16 protein-coding genes are annotated in these 16406 nt (G+C 70.8%); 12 read left to right on the top strand and 4 right to left on the bottom strand.

All coding sequences use genetic code 11. The annotated features are described in order from the left end of the window. The first annotated feature begins 73 nt into the window (after positions 1 to 73). Positions 74 to 1387, top strand: a complete 1314-nt coding sequence (locus VF092_04475) for a sterol desaturase family protein (protein ID HEX6746528.1) — start codon at positions 74 to 76, stop codon at positions 1385 to 1387. 373 nt (positions 1388 to 1760) lie between these two features. Here VF092_04475 and VF092_04470 read toward each other — a convergent pair whose 3' ends face one another. Both VF092_04470 and VF092_04465 read right to left on the bottom strand, forming a co-directional pair. Next, the gene (locus tag VF092_04470) at positions 1761 to 1982 is read right to left on the bottom strand and encodes a hypothetical protein (GenBank protein ID HEX6746527.1); all 222 of its coding nucleotides are present in this window, start codon (positions 1980 to 1982) and stop codon (positions 1761 to 1763) included. Next, entirely contained in the window at positions 1979 to 3256 is a 1278-nt protein-coding gene (locus VF092_04465) for a radical SAM protein (GenBank protein ID HEX6746526.1), read from the bottom strand. Before VF092_04465 ends, VF092_04470 begins: the two co-directional genes overlap by 4 nt. A gap of 465 nt (positions 3257 to 3721) precedes the next feature. Between VF092_04465 and VF092_04460 the strand changes: the two genes are divergently transcribed. The 3 genes from VF092_04460 to VF092_04450 all read left to right on the top strand — a co-directional run bounded on the left by VF092_04460 (position 3722) and on the right by VF092_04450 (position 6426). Next, on the top strand, positions 3722 to 4474 hold the full coding sequence (locus VF092_04460; GenBank protein ID HEX6746525.1) for a hypothetical protein: 753 nt from the start codon (positions 3722 to 3724) through the stop codon (positions 4472 to 4474). A 281-nt stretch (positions 4475 to 4755) separates the two neighbouring features. Next, the gene (locus VF092_04455) at positions 4756 to 5358 is read left to right on the top strand and encodes a hypothetical protein (GenBank protein HEX6746524.1); all 603 of its coding nucleotides are present in this window, start codon (positions 4756 to 4758) and stop codon (positions 5356 to 5358) included. Positions 5359 to 5682: 324 nt separating this feature from the next. Continuing rightward, complete coding sequence (locus VF092_04450; GenBank protein ID HEX6746523.1) at positions 5683 to 6426, top strand: metallophosphoesterase family protein; 744 nt, start codon at positions 5683 to 5685, stop codon at positions 6424 to 6426. Between the two features lie 124 nt (positions 6427 to 6550). On the opposite strand, the gene VF092_04445 is transcribed toward VF092_04450, so the two are convergent. Continuing rightward, on the bottom strand, positions 6551 to 8068 hold the full coding sequence (locus VF092_04445; GenBank protein ID HEX6746522.1) for a DUF2254 family protein: 1518 nt from the start codon (positions 8066 to 8068) through the stop codon (positions 6551 to 6553). 403 nt (positions 8069 to 8471) lie between these two features. Here VF092_04445 and VF092_04440 point away from each other — a divergent pair, with 403 nt between their 5' ends. The 8 genes from VF092_04440 (at position 8472) to VF092_04405 (ending at position 16104) form a co-directional block, all read left to right on the top strand. Beyond that, on the top strand, positions 8472 to 10787 hold the full coding sequence (locus tag VF092_04440) for a TonB-dependent receptor (protein HEX6746521.1): 2316 nt from the start codon (positions 8472 to 8474) through the stop codon (positions 10785 to 10787). 329 nt (positions 10788 to 11116) lie between these two features. Continuing rightward, entirely contained in the window at positions 11117 to 12412 is a 1296-nt protein-coding gene (gene lysA / locus VF092_04435; protein HEX6746520.1) for a diaminopimelate decarboxylase, read from the top strand. Between the two features lie 220 nt (positions 12413 to 12632). Next, positions 12633 to 14579, top strand: coding sequence for a M1 family metallopeptidase (locus VF092_04430; GenBank protein HEX6746519.1), 1947 nt, complete (start codon positions 12633 to 12635; stop codon positions 14577 to 14579). 232 nt (positions 14580 to 14811) lie between these two features. Continuing rightward, positions 14812 to 14952 carry a hypothetical protein gene (locus tag VF092_04425; GenBank protein HEX6746518.1) on the top strand — a complete coding sequence of 47 codons (141 nt, stop codon included), beginning with the start codon at positions 14812 to 14814 and terminating at the stop codon, positions 14950 to 14952. Between the two features lie 62 nt (positions 14953 to 15014). Then, the gene (locus VF092_04420) at positions 15015 to 15173 is read left to right on the top strand and encodes a hypothetical protein (protein HEX6746517.1); all 159 of its coding nucleotides are present in this window, start codon (positions 15015 to 15017) and stop codon (positions 15171 to 15173) included. A 7-nt stretch (positions 15174 to 15180) separates the two neighbouring features. After that, positions 15181 to 15327 (top strand): hypothetical protein, encoded by a 147-nt coding sequence (locus VF092_04415; GenBank protein HEX6746516.1) that lies wholly within the window; start codon positions 15181 to 15183, stop codon positions 15325 to 15327. A 43-nt stretch (positions 15328 to 15370) separates the two neighbouring features. Continuing rightward, complete coding sequence (locus tag VF092_04410; GenBank protein ID HEX6746515.1) at positions 15371 to 15544, top strand: hypothetical protein; 174 nt, start codon at positions 15371 to 15373, stop codon at positions 15542 to 15544. 131 nt (positions 15545 to 15675) lie between these two features. Continuing rightward, positions 15676 to 16104 (top strand): ester cyclase, encoded by a 429-nt coding sequence (locus VF092_04405; GenBank protein ID HEX6746514.1) that lies wholly within the window; start codon positions 15676 to 15678, stop codon positions 16102 to 16104. Between the two features lie 107 nt (positions 16105 to 16211). Here the strand turns inward: VF092_04405 and VF092_04400 are convergent, their stop codons facing one another. Next, a complete protein-coding gene (locus tag VF092_04400; GenBank protein ID HEX6746513.1) occupies positions 16212 to 16403 on the bottom strand; it encodes a hypothetical protein in 192 nt (63 codons plus the stop codon). Positions 16404 to 16406 lie beyond the last annotated feature (3 nt).

Genomic DNA, 16406 nt, shown 5'->3' with positions numbered 1-16406 from the left:
CTTGTTGCGCCGCAAGGGGTTGGATATCGTTGGCGTGGCATCCCCACGTCTCCCGCCCGCCCGAATCCGGCCCATGGGCATCATCCTCTTCTCCATCCCCTTCTTCTTCGTCCTGATGGGCGCGGAGCTGGCGTACGCGGCGGTCGCGCGGCGGCGGCTGTTCCGGCTGAACGACTCCATCGCCGACCTGAGCTGCGGCATCCTCAGCCAGGTCTCGGGCGTGTTCTCCAAGCTGTTCGCGATCGGGATCTACGTCTGGGTCTATCGCCATCTCGCTGTGCAGCAATGGCTTCCGGGCCTCCCCGCGTGGGCGGACGGCGCGGCGTTCGTGCGGACCGGCGGCGGATTCCCGTGGATTGCCATCCAGCCGCGCGAGCTGGCGAGCTGGACGATCGTCTTCCTCCTCGTGGACCTCTGCTACTACTGGAGCCACCGGCTGTCGCACGAGATCAACGTGCTGTGGGCGGGGCACGTGGTGCACCATAGCAGCGAGGAGTACAACCTGGCCGTGGCGCTCCGGCAGAGCTCGATCCACGGGCTGTTCACCTGGGTGTTCTACGTGCCGCTGGCGCTGATCGGCATCCCGCCGGTGATGTACGTCACCTCGTACGCGCTCAACCTCCTCTACCAGTTCTGGATCCACACCCGCGCGGTCGGGAGGATGGGACGGCTGACGGAGCTCGTGATGAACACGCCGTCGCACCACCGCGTGCACCACGGGCGCAACCCCAAGTACCTGGACCGCAACCACGCCGGCGTGCTGATCGTGTGGGACCGGATGTTCGGCACCTTCCAGGCGGAGGAGGAGGAGCCGGTGTACGGGATCACGACGCCGCTGCGGAGCTGGAACCCGCTGTGGGCCAACGTGCACGGCTTCGTGGAGATCGTGCGCGACGCGCGGCGCGCCGGCCGATGGCGCGACCGGCTGATGTACGTGTTCGGCCCGCCGGGATGGCGCTCCGCCGCGGAGGGCGGACCGCAGGCGCCGCCCGAGGTGACCGCGGAGACGGCGGAGGCGTGGGACCCGGCCGTCCCTGCGGGGCTGGCGCTCTACGGCTTCGTGCAGTTCGCCGCCGCGCTGGCGGGGAGCTTCGTGCTGCTGCAGCGCGCGGCGGGGATGCCGGGGGCGCACGTGGCCGCGGCGGGGTTCTACGTGGCGATCAGCTTGGCGGGCGTGGGCGGGGTGTTCGAGTCCGCGAAGTGGGCGGGGCCGATCGAGACCGCGCGGCTGCTGGTGCTCGGCGCCGCCTGCGCGGTCCTCGGCTGGACGGGCGCGCTCCCGGTCTTCGCCGCCGCCGGCGGCGTGGCGTTCTGCGCCGCCTCGCTCGCATGGTTCCTCCCCCGCCGCGGCGCGCTGACGGAGACAGAGCTCGCGCCGATCATGTGAGGCGCGTCCGGGGGCGGGATTCGAGGGTGGTCGGGGCGAATGAATTCGCGGCAACAACCACACGAAGTCCGCCTTCGCGGACTACAGAATCGCGTGCATGACGCTGCATCCAGGCACGCGACGGGCATCGAAAGGATCAACGCCGCGGGAGCGATCCGGCGGCGTTGCTGTTTGCTGCCGCTGAGGTCTTCGACGGACTCATACCAAGTCCGGGTGAAGCATTGGCGCGTCCGATCGAAGCTCGTGCTGATGCGATGATAGATCCTTCGGCCTGCAAGCTCTTGCGCAGACGCTGGTTACGGTCTGGCCGGCCTCAGGATGACGTCAGCGTTGGATCGGCCTGGGTACATCAACCAAATTCCCGGATTTCGTATCAGTCGTACCCGTGCCACACCATCAGGCCGTACGGGTGGTACTCGCGCGCGGCATAGGCTTCACCGCCGCGCGCGGTGGGGTAGCCGTCGCAGAGGGGGATGAGGCGCATGCGGTGGATGCGCGGCAACATCGCCTCCCTCGCGGCCGTCGCCATACGATGCGCCGGAGACGCGTCCCAGCCGTCGCCGATCGCGGCGATGGGGTGCGCGTCGGCGCTCATCGGAAGGTCCCCGGGCTGACGTCGTAGACGAAATGGTGGGCGCCGGTGTCGTCGTCCGCGCCCCAGAAGCCCAGCTGCTCGCTCCACTTCACGTCCTGGAAGCGGCGGCCGTTCAGCGTCAGGAATCCCGCCGCGCGCGTGGTGACCACCCCTAGCCCGCGCAGGTCGGCCAGCGTGCGCAGCACCGCCTGCCCGCGCTCAGCCACGATCTTCTTCGCGGCGCCGGGGCCGATGCCGGGGACGCGCACCAGCTCCTCGTACGGCGCGGTGCGCACCTCCACCGGGAAGCGCTCGGGGTGGGCGAGCGCCCAGGTGGTCTTGGGGTCGTTGGCCAGCGGCAGGTTGCCGCGCCCGTCGAACACCACCTCGTCGTGCCTGAAGCCGTACTGCCGCAGCAGGTAGTCGGTCTGGTACAGCCGCACCTCGCGCAACGCTGGCGCGGCGGGCGCGTCCTCCATCGGCGTCTCGCGGATGGGGCGGAAGGCGCTGAAGTGCGCGTGGTGGATGCCGCCGCCCGCGTACAGCTCCGTCACCTTGCCCACGATGGTGCGGTCCGTGTCGGGCGTGGCGCCGACCACGAACTGCATCGTCATCCCACTGGCGCCGCCGGGGGCGAGCGGGTCGGCGGGGCGCCCCATCGCCGTCTCCTCCTTGCCGCGCAGCACCTGGCGGCGGGCGCGGTCGAGCGAGGTCATCGCCGTGTCGAAGCTCTTCTCCGGCGCGATCTGGGTGAGCGTCTGGCCGCAGGGCGCCTCGAGGTTCAGCGACACGCGGCTGGCCAGCGCGGTGAGCCGCTCGATCTGCGCGGGCTCGGCGCCGGGCACCATCTTCACGTGCACGTAGCCGGCGAAGCGGTGCTTCACGCGCAGCAGCTCCAGCACGGTGATCAGGTCGTCCATCACCTTCACCGGGCGGCCGGGGATCCCCGTGGTCAGGAACAGCCCGCTGCACCAGCCGCGGCGGTGCGCCTCGAGGAAGACGCGGACGAGCTCCTCGGGCTTCAGCAACGTGCGCGGCATGCTGCGGTCGCGCCGCATGGGGCAGTAGTGGCAGTTGAAGGAGCAGGCGTTGGTCATCAGGATGCGCATCAGCGCCACCTTGCCCACCGACGTGCGCAGCTGCCGGATGTTCAGCGGCCGCAGCGCGCCCACCTCCTTCGCGTGCCGCAGCCGCGGCGGCAGCACGCGCGCGCGACCGCCCGCGCCGTCGTGGTCGTCGGCTGCCAGCTCCATCAGGATGTCGAGCTTCTGCTCCAGCGGCATGTCCGCGTCCATCTGCGCCTCCTTCGTCCCGTCGCCCCGGTACTTCCTCGTTCGTCTACTTCGGCTTCCATTCGGTATATCAATCCGAATAAAATGCGAAGATGCTTCGGGCGCAAGGGTCGTGAATCGAGATTGGGTAGCGGGTGGCGGGCATCGGTCCGCCCTCTCCCCGCGCCTTAGAGCTCGCCCTCTCCCGTACCGGGAGAGGGTGGGTGCGCCGCTCGGCGACATCGCACTCCGCACCCGCGGCGCGTCCACGCTGAGTTCTCCCCCGCCCCTGCGAAGCGGGGGAGGGGGCCAGCCGGGCGGGCAGGATGCCAGCGTAGAAACCCCGAATGCCCCCAGTGCACCGCGTCCGCCAATCACCCGACGTGGATCTGCGCTCACGTGCGCGACCTTTCCCCCACTCCCGTGGCGGGCGTGCGGACGGATCGTTCGGAGGCGGTTCGCATCGACTCTGGACGAGGAGGTGTCTCCATGCTGATGACGAGCAATGGCGGGCGGAACGGCACGTCCGCGCACGCGAGGAAGCATCGCCCCGCGCGGCTGCTGGCGGGCGCGGCGGGGGCGTTCGCGCTGGGATGGGGCGGCTACGCGGCGGCCACCTGGCTGCGCTACGGCCACCATCGCCGCAACGGCGGGGCGGGGAAAGGCGAGTCGATCCTGATCGACACTTTCATCCCCGAATACGAGGTGGGCGACCGGCACGAGATCCGGGTGGCCGCGCCCGCGGAATTCGCCCTCGAGGCCCTGAAGGAGACGGACCTGGAGAGCATCCCCCTCGTGCACGCCATCTTCAAGGCCCGCGCGCTGATCCTGGGCACCGAGGCGGACGCGAGCGAGCTGCCGCGCGGGCTGCTGACGTCCACGCTGGCGATGGGGTGGGGCGTGCTGGCCGAGGTGCCGGGGCGGGAGATCGTGGTCGGCGCGGTGACGAAGCCGTGGGAGGCGGACGTGACCTTCCACGCGCTGGAGCCGGAGACGTTCCGCGGCTTCAACGAGCCGGGGTGGGTGAAGATCGTGTGGACGCTGGAGGCGGAGCCCATCGGCCCCGAGGCGTCCATCGCCCGGACGCGCGTGCGCGTGCGGACGACGGACGCCAGGGCGCGGGCGAAGTTCCGGCGCTACTGGTCGGTCTTCTCGCCGGGGATCAGGCTCGTCCGCCGCCTCTCGCTCCCCGTGGTGAAGGCCGCGGCCGAGCGGCGGTTCCTCGAATCATCGCCCGTCTGACGAGCCTTCCACCGGATCGAGCCGGAGTTTCGCCACCAGGTGGGGCTCCGGCTCACCATTTCTCCAATCCCGCAGAACCGTCCGTATTGCGCCTTAGTGCATCATGAAAGGTGTAGTTCTTGCATCATCCAGACCCGCTTTTTTCCTCCCTCTCCCCGAACCCACAGGAGGGTGCCATGAGGAGATCCGCCATTCTTTTGGTGGGCGCGCTGGGTCTCGCCGGATGGGCCGGCGCCGGTGCGGCCGTGGCTGCTCGCCCGCCCGGCGGCGGACACGCACCGATGCCGCTGCGGGAGGCCCGGACGGGCACCGTGGTGGTGCAGCGCTCGGTGTCGAGCCCCAGCGTGGTGGTGGCGGTGGACGGCGGGACCCGCGGCGAGGCCGCGGACGGGATCGCCGACCGCGTGTTCGTGCTGCAGCGCGACGGCGCGCCCGCGGGGAACGGCGTGCATCGCTACACCGGCGCGCGCGTCCTCTACGACCAGGGGACCATCCTCGTCGCGCCGGCGGACGGCGGTCCGGCGGTGGTGCTGTCCCTGGCCGGACGCGAGGCGCTCTCCCCGGCCTCGGCGTCGTTCCTGGGCGCCACGCGGGTCGGCGAGCGCTGGACGGGACGCGGGCTCGCGCTGCGGAAGGGCGAGGTGCGCATCGGCGCGGAAGGGCTCTCCGCGGCCACGATGCGGCAGGTCCTGGCGAGCTGCGGTGGGAGTGCGGCCAAAGCCGGCGCTACGAAGCGGGCCGGGACGCCTCCGGGATGCCCCGGCGACGGGAGCACCGACTGCAGCAGCTCCACCTGCCAGATCCTCTGCATCCCGGGGTTCCACGCGTGCTGCGACTGCACGCCCGACCCGACGAACTGCAAGTGCAGCTGCGTGCGTGACTGACGCGCGGCTGAGGGCGGGAGCAGGAAGGGCCTCCGCGGTGCGCCGCGGAGGCCCTTACGGCTCCTGTCTCCATCGTGACGGGCGGCTGAAGCCGCGGCTAGAACATTGGAAAGCCTCGCAAACAGCGCGAGGCTTCAACTACATGCGGGGGCGATGGGGCTGCGTCTCCGGAAGCGCGGCGGTAGGTTGGATTCGCGCGGAGATCAGGTGCGAGTTCGGATGCCGCGGCCGCAGTCCGCGCCGCGGACTTTGTGCAGTTGTTGCCGTGAATTCATTCGCCCGGCCATGCCCGCCGCCGATCGATCCAGCTCGAAAGGCACGCTTATGCCCGTCGCGGCGCTGTACGACATCCACGGCAATCTCCCTGCGCTGGAGGCGGTGCTCGGCGACGTGCGACGCGCGGGCGCCGACCTCGTCGTCGTCGGCGGCGACGTGGTGCCGGGGCCGATGCCGCGCGAGTGCATGGACGTGCTGCTGGAGCTCGATCTCCCGGCCCGCTTCATCCGCGGCAACGGCGACCGGTCGGTGCTGGAGGTGATGCGGGGGATGGAGCCCGCCGACGTCCCCGAGCCGTTCCGCGACGTGATCCGCTGGTCCGCGCGGGAGCTGGCGGGGCGCGAGGACCTGCTCGCCGGCTGGCCGCCGACGCTGGAGATGGAGATCGGGGGGATCGGCGAGGTGCTCTTCTGCCACGCCACGCCGCGCAGCGACACGGAGATCTTCACCCGGCTGACACCGGACGAGCGCCTCGCGCCGCTGTTCGAGGGGGTGGAGACGCCATTGGTCACCTGCGGTCACACGCACATGCAGTTCGACCGCACCGCCGGCCGCACGCGCGTGGTGAACGCCGGCAGCGTCGGGATGCCGTTCGGCGAGCCCGGCGCGTACTGGCTGCTCCTCGGCGACACCGTCGATCTCCGCCGCACGCCGTACGACCTCGCCGCCGCGGCCGCACGCATCCGCGCGACGGCCTATCCGCAGGCCGAGGACTTCGCCGCGAACAACGTCCTGCGTCCGCTGTCGGAAGAGAAGGTCCTCGCCGCCTTCACCCACGCCGAACCGAAATAGCCTAGCTGCCGATAAAGTCCGCGAAGGCGGACTGCGTGTGGTTGTAGCCGCGAGTTCACTCGCATTCTCGGGATATCCGCATCGCGACCCATCGATGTGGGGATATCCGTCGAACCGCGGGCCATCAATCCCCCACCTCCGCCGGCGCCGCCTCCACGGTCCTCTCCGCCTCCGTCACCATCGCGAAGAACTCCTCCACCTTGGCGCGCTGATCGTCAGGGACGTAATCGAGGTTCACGCGGCGGTCCGTCACCTCCCAGTAGCGCTCGCGGCGCACGTGCACGATGTCGTCGCGCAGCCGGTCCACGAAGCCGCGCTCCAGCCCGCGGAAGCCCTCGGCGATGCGCGCGGCCTGATCTCCATCCCCCCGCAGAAGGAAGAACGCGGCCAGGATCGCCTCCGCCTTCTTCACCCCCGCCAGCGGCCGCGGGGTGGCCTCGCGCCCGAACGCCAGCATCCGCTCCAGCAGCTTGCCGCGGTTGGGCGCGCCCGATTCCCACGCGCGGCGCACCAGCACGGCCAGGTCGTGCGCCACCGTCTCCACCGCGAACGGCATCCCGGCGTCGCAGGCCGCGCGCGCGTAGTACTGGAAGTAGAAGGCGATCTCCAGCGCCCGCTCGGGCCGATCGGCGTTGATCCCCGCCGCGTAGTCGCGGTAACGGTGGAAGAGGATGAAGAGCGAGCGCACGTCCTTGCGGCTGACGGCCAGGCGGATGAAGGTGTTGAAGTACTCCACCACCAGCTCGTCCACGTCCTCGTCGCCGCGGGCGTCCGGCGCCAGTCCCATGGCGCACGCGTCGTCGGCGATGGCCGCCACGGCGGCGTGCATCTTCGGCACGGCGGCGGAGAGCAGCGCCCGCAGCTCGGCGAACACCCGCGCCTCCAGCCACACCTCGGCGTCGTGCGCGCTCCCGCCGAACGCGTGCCGCCCCGCCTCGGTCCACGCCGGCGGCAGCCCGCGCTTCTCCGTCCGGTAGCGCTCGACGATGGCCCGCAGCGTGTGCACCGTCTCCACCGCGGTCGTGCGGTCCATGCGGTCCACCGAGCGGATGCCGATGCTCCCCACGTGCTCCACCAGCGCCGGCGCATTCTCCGCGACCTCCGCAGCGCGCGATGGCGTCGCCGCCGCGGCCTCGACGCCGGCCAGCAGCTCGCCGGAGAGGCGGCGCAGCAGTGTGTCGGGCTGCAGGAAGCGGAAGACGTAGTAGAGGTACGGCACCAGCAGCGACGGGTAGAGCAGCGCCATCGCCAGCGAGATCGCGAGCTGCACGCGGGGGACGACGCCATGCCCGATCACGTGGTGCAGCCACAGGTTGTTGCACACGCCGAAGACGAACGCCAGCAGCACCGCGCGGTTCACCCGGTCGTCGATGAAGGTCTCCAGCAGCTTGACCGAGTAGGTGTTGGCGGTCAGCGGGACGGCGATGGCCACGGCGGTGAGGATGATGGCCATCAGTTGGTTGAAGCTGCGGTTCAGCGCCGTCATTAGCAGCCGCGCCTCGTCCGGGTTGAACGAGAACGCCGTGGCCAGGGTGCCGCGGATGGAGCCCACGTCGGCCAGCGTCTGCACCAGCAGCAGCACCGCGATCCCCGCGGCGATCAGGAGCGTCGAGCGGACCAGCAGGTGCGTGTCACGGGGCATGTCGGGTCGGGTGGAGATGGGGATGGCGATACGGAGATGTGACGGGATCGTTACATGGTAGATGCGGCGGCGGTGCGCGGCAACGAGGGCGCCGGGCGGGTGTGGGAGACGGGCGGCTAAAGCCGCGGCTGGAACATTGGGAAGCCTGCTGCGCAGGCTCCACGGCTGGCACCCGCGCAAGCGGCGGCCATTCGTGCCGCCATGTCCCCCTCACGCAGTTGAAGCCTCGCGCGGTTTGCGAGGCTTTCCAATGTTCCAGCCGCGGGTTTACCGCCTGTCCCCGGCCGGTGCCCGGCGCCGTCCTCCCGGGTTGCCCGCCCGCGGCGCTAAGTCTAGTCTTCAATTCAACTCCCACCAATCGCGCATCAACCGCTATCTCCATCGATCACCACCATCTCCATCGATGATCACAGCGATCCCCTTCCTTGCCGCCGCGCTGGGTGCCGCGATGCCGGCGAACGCGCACGCGGGCGCATCATCCCCCGCCGCCATTGCCGTCGTGGACGACACGCTGCGCGGGCGCGTGCTCGGCCCCAGCGGGCAGCCGCTGGCGGGCGCGCAGGTGTCCGTGCTGGAGCTGGAGCGCGCCACCCGCGCGGACCGCGACGGCAACTTCGCCATCGGCGGGCTGCCGGCGGGGTGGTACACGCTGCGGGTCACCGCGCCGGGGTACGCGTCCACCTCGCTCCGCGTCACCGCCAGCCAGGCCGTCGGCGAGGTGGTGATGCAGGAGCGCTCGTTCGAGCTGGAGCCCGTGGCCGTCACCGCGTCGCGCTCGCCGCAACTCATCGCCAATTCGCCGCTGGCGACGTCGACGCTCGGGCCGGAGCGCCTGCGCCGCGAGCACTCGGTGTCGCTCGCGCGGACGCTGTCGACGCTCCCCGGCGTGCGCGCGCTGACCACCGGCGAGCAGGTGGGGAAGCCGGTGATCCGCGGCCTCTTCGGCTCGCGCGTGGCCACGCTGGCCGACGGGCTGCGGCTGGAGGACTACTCGTGGAGCGACGAGGACGCGCCGTCGGTCGACGCGCGGCTGGCGGAGCGGGTGGAGGTGATCCGCGGGCCGGCGAGCCTCCTCTACGGCTCCGACGCGGTTGGCGGCGTGGTGAACGTCATCCCCGAGCCGCTGCCGGAGGCGTCCGGGCGGCTGTACATGCGCGGCGGCGTGGAGACGTACTTCGCCAGCGGCAACCTGGAGGGGGGACTGGTCGCCCGCGCGGAGGGCGCGGGCCGCGGCCTGGGGTGGCGCGCCACGGTGATCGGACGGATGGGGCAGGACATCCACACCCCCGGCGGCGAGATCCCCAACACCGGCTTCGGTGCGGTGAACGGCGAGGCGGCGCTGGGCCTCAGCCGCCCGTGGGGGACGCTGGCGCTGCGCTACCAGCGCTACGGCGGCGAGTTCAAGCTGCTCGAGGCCGAGGAGCCGGCCGTGATCGACGACCGGCTGGCTCCCCGCGGCGCCATCCTCGCGGCGGAGGGCGAGGAGGAAGAGGGCGGGCCCGAGCGCAAGCTGTCCGACGATCGCGTCCAGCTCTCCGGCGCGTTCCCGCTCCCCGGCGTGCGAATCGAGACGCGCGCGCAGTTCCAGCGCCACGTGCTGCAGGAGCTGGCCGACGAGGAGATCCTCCCCATCCCCGCCGCGGAGGGAGGGGAAAGCATCCAGTTCGACCTGCGGCTGAACACCTTCACCGCCGACGTGCTGGCGCACCTCGCCCCCGCGGCCCTGGGCGAGGCCACGCTCGGCGTCTCTGGCCTGGCGCAGGAGAACGACTCGCGCGGGCCGCAGCTGCTGGTGCCCGACGCGTCGGTCCGCTCGGGCGGCGCGTTCGCGTTGTGGCAGAACGACTTCGGGCCGCTGCGGCTGCTGGCCGGCGCGCGCGTGGACCATCGCACGCAGACCGCGAGGGACGTCCCCGCGCTCGGCCTGCCGGCGGACGACGAGCGCAGCTGGACGGCGCCGTCGTGGAACGCGGGCGCGGTGCTCGACGTGGGCGCGGGGCTGGCGCTGACCGCGGGGGTGGGGCGCTCGTGGCGCGCGCCGACGCTGTTCGAGCTGTACGCCAACGGCCCGCGCATCGGCGAGGCGCGCTACGACCGCGGCGACTCGACGCTGGCGGAGGAGCGGGGGATGGAGATCGACGGCGGGGTGCGGTGGACGGGGCGCGCGGCGCGGCTGGAGGTGAACGTGTACCGCAACGCCGTCGACCACTTCATCGTCACCGAGCCGACGGGGATCTTCCTGGGTGGGCTGCGCGTGTTCCAGACCATGCAGACGGACGCGCTGCTGCGCGGCGTGGAGGCGCAGGGCGAGGTGCGCGTGCTGGCGCCGCTGACGCTGCGCGGCGTGTTCGACTACGTGCGCGGCACCGAGCGCGGCAGCGGCGACGACCTGGCGCTGATCCCGCCCGCGCGCGGCCGCGCCGAGGCCGAGTACCGCCGCGAGCGTATGTTCGGCCTCGGCCGCGGCTACCTCTCCGCCGGCGTGGAGATGGTCGCGAAGCAGACGCACGCCACGGAGGACGAGCTCGCGCCGGACGGCCACACGCTGCTGGACGTGGGCGGCGGGGTGGAGCGCCGCGTGGGCGCGCGCGGCTTCCGCGTGGACCTGCAGGTGCGGAACGCGCTGAACACGGAGTACCGCAGCTTCCTGAACCGCTACAAGGAGTTCGCCCTCGACCCCGGCCGCAGCCTCACGCTCCGGATCGCGACGGGGATTTGAGGATCGTCCAGGAGCCGGGAGCGAGGTTTCCGGCGCCGTGGTCCAGGGCGAATGAATTCGCGGCTACAACTACACGAAGTCCGCCTTCGCGGACTACAGAATCTCGTTCGGACGAAGCATCGGTGCTCGCGGCTGGCTCCCGTCGAGGGACAGCTACTTGGCGAAGCTCTGCGGCTCTAACCCGGCACTTCTTCGCTACACCGCCCTCTTACCGGCTTAGATCCGCAATGGGCATCAGCCGCCCCGTCACGATTCGTCTGGTACGATTCGCGCGGGGCCCGTATCTTTCGACCCCCGAACACCCAGAGATCCGCAGACCCGGGCAGCCCGTGGCCACCAGCACCGCCGAAATCTCCACCGTCCCCACGGACGCCGCGGCCGAGTCGTTCCCCCGCCACGACGGCGTCCTGCACTGCGAAGGCGTGCCGCTCCCCGAGCTGGTCGCGCGCTGGGCCACGCCGCTGTACGTCTACTCGCGCGGCGCCATCCGCCGCCGCTACCGCGAGCTCGACGAGGCGCTCTCGCCCGTCCCCCACCTCATCGCCTACAGCGTCAAGGCCAACCCCAACCTGGCCATCCTGCGCACGCTGGCCGAGATGGGCGCCGGCGCCGACGTGGTCTCCGGCGGCGAGCTGCGGCGCGCGCGCATGGCCGGCATCCCCGGCGAGCGCATCGTGTTCAGCGGGGTGGGGAAGACCATCAACGAGCTGGCGCTGGGGCTGAACGAGGAGATCTACGCCTTCAACGTGGAGAGCGAGGGCGAGCTGTGCGCGCTCTCCGACCTCGCCTGCACGATGGGGAAGAAGGCGCCGGTCGCAATCCGAATCAACCCCGACATCGAGAGCCCCACGCCGCACCACTACACGCGCACCGGCCACGCGGCCACCAAGTTCGGTATCGCCGCCGAGCGAGCGCGCGACCTGTACGGCATCGCCGCGCGGCTGCAGGGGATCCGCGTGCGCGGCATCGACGTGCACATCGGCTCGCAGATCCTCGACGTGGCGCCGTTCGGCCTGGCGCTGGAGTCCGTCCTCGAGCTCGCCCATCGCCTCAAGCAGGACGACATCCCCCTGGAATTCCTGGATCTCGGCGGGGGATTGGGGATCGCCTACCAGGGCGAGCCGGCGACCACGGCGCAGGCGTTCGCCGAGGCCGTGGTCCCGCAGGTGGAGGAGACGGGGCTGCGGCTGGTGGTGGAGCCCGGCCGCTTCATCGTGGGCGAGGCCGGCGTGCTGCTGACGCGGGTGATCTACGTGAAGGAGGGCGGAGGGAAGCGCTTCGTGATCACCGACGCGGGGATGAACGACCTGATCCGCCCCAGCCACTACAGCGGCTGGCACGCGGTGGAGCCGGTGGAAAGCCACGAGCGCGCGCGCGGCACCGTCGACATCGTGGGCCCCATCTGCGAGACCGGCGACTTCCTGGCGCTCGACCGCGACATGGAGATCCCCAAGCCCGGCGAGCTGCTGGCGATCCACACCGTGGGCGCGTACGGCTTCTCGATGTCCAGCCAGTACAACCAGCGCCCGCGCCCCGCCGAGGTCCTCGTCGACGGCAACACCGCCCAGCTCGTCCGCCGCCGCGAGACGTTCGAGGACCTGGTCGCGGCGGAAGTGGATCTTTGATCTCACGCGGAGCCGCGGAGACGCGGAGGAGTCTGGCACCGCCTCCGCGTCTCCGCGCCTCCGCGTGAGGCCCATGGATGCTGGGAACGACGCGCGGAACCATGGGTGCCCAACGAGTGTGTAAGTAGCGGATAGATTTACGGTTGATCCGACTGCAACCCACCTTGCACGCGCTCGCCGGACGGCGGGCGCGCTTTCACGTTTCTACTTCGGGATGGGGATGAGGAAGATGTTCTCTGGCGCGCCGCTGCTCGCGCTCGCCGCCGCGATGGTGGCGGGCGGGGCGATGCAGGCGGCGGCGCAGTCGCATGGCAGCGTGCGCGACACTTCGATCTTCGCGCCGCTGGGGCTCTGGCCGAGTCCCAACGAGATGCGCACCGGCTCGGGGGCGCCCGGCGCGCGCTACTGGCAGAACCGCGCCGACTACACCCTCCGCGCCACGCTCGACACCGCCACCAAGAACGTGCGCGGCGAGATGCGGCTGCGCTACACCAACCGCTCGCCCGACACGCTGCGCTTCGTGTGGATGCAGACGGAGCAGAACGCGTTCAGGAGCAACTCGCTAAACTCGTACTACTTTCCCGCCGGCTCGCGCTTCGGCGCGCGCGGCTTCGAGGGCGGCGACGTGATCGAGCGCTTCGAGCAGGTGCTGGGCGCGCGCGCCGTCCCCCTGCGCACGCGCGGGCAGGAGACGGTGACGAAGGTCGACCTGGCCGAGCCGCTGGCGCCGGGAGAGACGGCCACCTTCAGCGTCGCCTGGCACTTTGCCGTCCCCGAGCACGGCGCCGACCGCATGGGGCGCGACGGGGCGCTGTACGAGATCGCGCAGTGGTATCCGCGCGTGGCCGTGTACGACGACGTGCGCGGCTGGAACACCGAGCCGTACCTGGGCCAGGGCGAGTTCTACCTGGACTACGGCGACTACGACGTCTACGTCACCGTCCCCGCCGGCTACATCGTCGCCGCCACGGGGATGCTGCAGAACGCGCAGGAGGTGCTGACGCCCGCCGAGATCTCGCGGCTGGCGCGCGCGCGGACCAGCGCCACGCCCGTCAACATCGTCACCCTCGACGAGCTGAGGAGCGGCGCCGCGCGGCCCCGGCGCACGGGGACCATGACCTGGCACTTCCACGCCGACAGCGTGCGCGACGCGGTGTGGGCCGCCAGCCCCGACTACCTGTGGGACGCCAGCGGCTGGAACGGCAAGCTGGCGATGGCTTATTACCGGCCGACGGCGATCGACCCGTGGAAGGACGCGGCCGACCAGTCGCGGATGTCGATCATGGAGTACTCCGAGCGCTGGTTCCCGTATCCCTGGCCGCAGATCAGCGCGGTGGAGGGGCCCATCAGCGGGATGGAGTACCCGATGGTGGCCATGGAGGCGCACAGCGAGGACGTCTACGACCTGTACAACGTGGTCACGCACGAGATCGGGCACATGTGGTTCCCGATGATCGTGGGCTCCAACGAGCGCGTGCACATGTGGCAGGACGAGGGCTTCAACACCTTCGTCAACACCTTCAGCGAGGCGCGGCGCTACCCGGAGAAGGGGAACCAGGCGGCGCGCGCGCTGGCCGAGCGGCAGCTGGTGGAGCGGCTGATGCAGCAGGGCGTGGACCTGACCATCGAGACGCCGCCGGACCGCATCCAGCCCGCGCAGCTGGGGGTGGCGGCGTACTACAAGCCGTCGGTGGGGCTGCAGCTGCTGCGACAGGAGATCATGGGTCCCGAGGCGTTCGACGACGCCTTCCGCACCTACGTCCGCCGCTGGGCCTTCCGCCATCCCACCCCCGCGGACTTCTTCCGCACCATGGAAGACGTGGGCGGCCGGCGGCTGGACTGGTTCTGGCGCGGCTGGTTCCTCGAGAACGCGCGCTACGACCAGGCGGTCGACACCGTCATCGCCGACGCGCAGGGCGGGGGAGAGCACGTGGTCGTGGCGTACGGCAACCGCGAGCGCGGGGTGCTGCCGATCCGCGCGCGCTTCACCTTCAGCGACGGCAGCGCGCAGGAATTCGAGTACCCGGCCGAGGTGTGGGCCACCAACCAGCGGCGCTACGTGCGTGAGTACCAGTTCGCCGGAAAGCGCGTCACGCGCATCGAGTTGGACCCCACGAAGCGCCTCGTGGACGACAACCGCACCAACAACGTGTGGACCGGCGGCTGATCTCGAGCTGAAAGACCTGGCTCACGCAGAGCAGCAGAGGTAGCAGAGGTATGTTCTCCGCTGCCTCTGCTGCTCTGCGTGAGCCCTTCTCTTTTCAGTAGATGGAGATTGGAGCCGCGGCGCGCGGGAGAATGCGATGCTTGCGCTGCGCGTGCGGGGTGATGACATTTCCGGACGCAACCTGTTTGCATCTCCGTCCTCCTCTCTCCATCCTGCACGCGGAGGCACGCCCATGTCGCTGTCGCTCGACCAGTTGCGGGTCACCTCGTTCGAGACCGGCGCCCCCGCGGTGCTCACGGTGGCGCTGCCCACCACCACCCATGGCGAGGACTGCTTCTCATTCATGGCGGGGTGCCCGCCCATCACGCGCTGATTGCGCCACCGGCGGAACACTTCTGCTCCGCCGTCCCCCCATCACCGCACCCGGAGGACCGCATGCCCAGGCTCAAGCTCGAGGAGCTCCAGGTCTCGTCGTTCGACACCGTCGCCGCGCCGTCGACCGGCACCACGGTCATCGACACGCAGCAGATCGAGTGCTGGTCGCCGCTGTGCATGGACACCGAGCAGCGGACCTGCGTCACCAGGTGCGGATAGGCGCGCCATGCCGCTTTCCATCGACCAGATCGAGGTGACCTCGTTCGCGACCGCCGAGGCCACACCGATCGAGAGCGCGGCGTACACCGCGCCGCAGCCCCGCTGCTACTCGCCGTACTGCGCTCCCACGTGGCTGCCGGACCAGTGTCCGTAGGCGATGGTGGGAACTGCCTGATTCCTCGTACGCGGGAGCACAGATGACCAGGCTCGATCCCGACGCGCTGTCGGTCACCACGTTCGACACGGCGCCGCTGTCCGTGCCGATGACCGTGCAGTCCGACAACTGCGTCTCGCCGCTATGCATGACCGAGGGCCGCGAGTGCACCACGCCCTGGTGCCCGAAGGAGCCCGCCGACCCGGTCGCCGGCTGACTTCGCGGGAGATGCAGACGAAGAGGGGGAGGACGCACGCGGCGTCCTCCCCTCTTCCATGAGATCCGCGGGATGCCGGGCGGCGTAAGCTCCTCGACGAGCGCACATCCCCGCAGCCCTCGGAGCCTCCGATGCCGATCGACCAGACCGAACGCAACCGCCAGCTCGCCCTGCGCTGGTTCGCCGCCATGAACGCGGGCGACCTGGGCGTGGTGGACGAGCTGTTCGCCCCCGACTACCGCCTCCACCTGACCGGCGGGCCCGAGGACGCCCGCGGCCCCGCCGTCATCCGCGGCGTGATCGAAGGCTATCTCGCCGCGTTCCCCGATCTCCATTTCACCGTGCACGAGACGGTGGCCGCGGGCGACGTGGTGTGCGTGCGCTGGACCGCCGAGGGCACGCACCGCGGCCCGCTGCTGGGCGTGGAGCCGAGCGGCGCCCGCGCCCGCTGGACGGGGATCAGCTGGCTGCGCTTTGCCGACGGGAAGGTTGCGGAGGACTGGGTCGAGAACGACGTCTTCGGGATGATGCAGCAGCTCGCCCCCGCCGCTGTGGTGTGATCCGATCCGGAGGATTGCAGGGATGGAGAAGGGGGAAGACGCCGACGTTGCATCTTCCCCCAGCCCCCGTTCGCCCACGCGACGGTTTTCGCCGGCGCGACGAGTCGCTACGCCGTGGCGACGGCGACCGTCTCCTGGCAGGGCGGGCGGACGATGGAGATGCAGGCGTCGACGCAGGTGCACCCCGTCGCCGTCGGGCAGTCGGGATAAGTCTCTCCGCCCGCCCCGATGATGATGGGGACGACGCCTTCGAACGACTCCACGCGCAGCGTCGACGGATCGAGGGTCAGGCGGCTCATCGT

The organism is Longimicrobium sp. (assembly GCA_036377595.1).
GTDB lineage: Bacteria > Gemmatimonadota > Gemmatimonadetes > Longimicrobiales > Longimicrobiaceae > Longimicrobium.
Note: the sequence above shows the minus strand (reverse complement) of the source record. Positions and strands in the feature narration are given on the sequence as shown.

Bases quoted from the DNA above. Each gene is read 5' to 3' on its own strand.
- VF092_04445 (HEX6746522.1), bottom strand. From the start codon at position 8,068: ATGCCCCGTGACACGCACCTGCTGGTCCGCTCGACGCTCCTGATCGCC.
- VF092_04440 (HEX6746521.1), top strand. From the start codon at position 8,472: ATGATCACAGCGATCCCCTTCCTTGCCGCCGCGCTGGGTGCCGCGATG.
- VF092_04460 (HEX6746525.1), top strand. From the start codon at position 3,722: ATGCTGATGACGAGCAATGGCGGGCGGAACGGCACGTCCGCGCACGCG.
- VF092_04425 (HEX6746518.1), top strand. From the start codon at position 14,812: ATGTCGCTGTCGCTCGACCAGTTGCGGGTCACCTCGTTCGAGACCGGC.
- VF092_04405 (HEX6746514.1), top strand. From the start codon at position 15,676: ATGCCGATCGACCAGACCGAACGCAACCGCCAGCTCGCCCTGCGCTGG.
- VF092_04415 (HEX6746516.1), top strand. From the start codon at position 15,181: ATGCCGCTTTCCATCGACCAGATCGAGGTGACCTCGTTCGCGACCGCC.
- VF092_04400 (HEX6746513.1), bottom strand. From the start codon at position 16,403: ATGAGCCGCCTGACCCTCGATCCGTCGACGCTGCGCGTGGAGTCGTTC.
- VF092_04420 (HEX6746517.1), top strand. From the start codon at position 15,015: ATGCCCAGGCTCAAGCTCGAGGAGCTCCAGGTCTCGTCGTTCGACACC.
- VF092_04475 (HEX6746528.1), top strand. From the start codon at position 74: ATGGGCATCATCCTCTTCTCCATCCCCTTCTTCTTCGTCCTGATGGGC.
- VF092_04430 (HEX6746519.1), top strand. From the start codon at position 12,633: ATGAGGAAGATGTTCTCTGGCGCGCCGCTGCTCGCGCTCGCCGCCGCG.
- VF092_04450 (HEX6746523.1), top strand. From the start codon at position 5,683: ATGCCCGTCGCGGCGCTGTACGACATCCACGGCAATCTCCCTGCGCTG.
- VF092_04455 (HEX6746524.1), top strand. From the start codon at position 4,756: ATGCCGCTGCGGGAGGCCCGGACGGGCACCGTGGTGGTGCAGCGCTCG.
- VF092_04470 (HEX6746527.1), bottom strand. From the start codon at position 1,982: ATGAGCGCCGACGCGCACCCCATCGCCGCGATCGGCGACGGCTGGGAC.
- VF092_04465 (HEX6746526.1), bottom strand. From the start codon at position 3,256: ATGGACGCGGACATGCCGCTGGAGCAGAAGCTCGACATCCTGATGGAG.
- VF092_04410 (HEX6746515.1), top strand. From the start codon at position 15,371: ATGACCAGGCTCGATCCCGACGCGCTGTCGGTCACCACGTTCGACACG.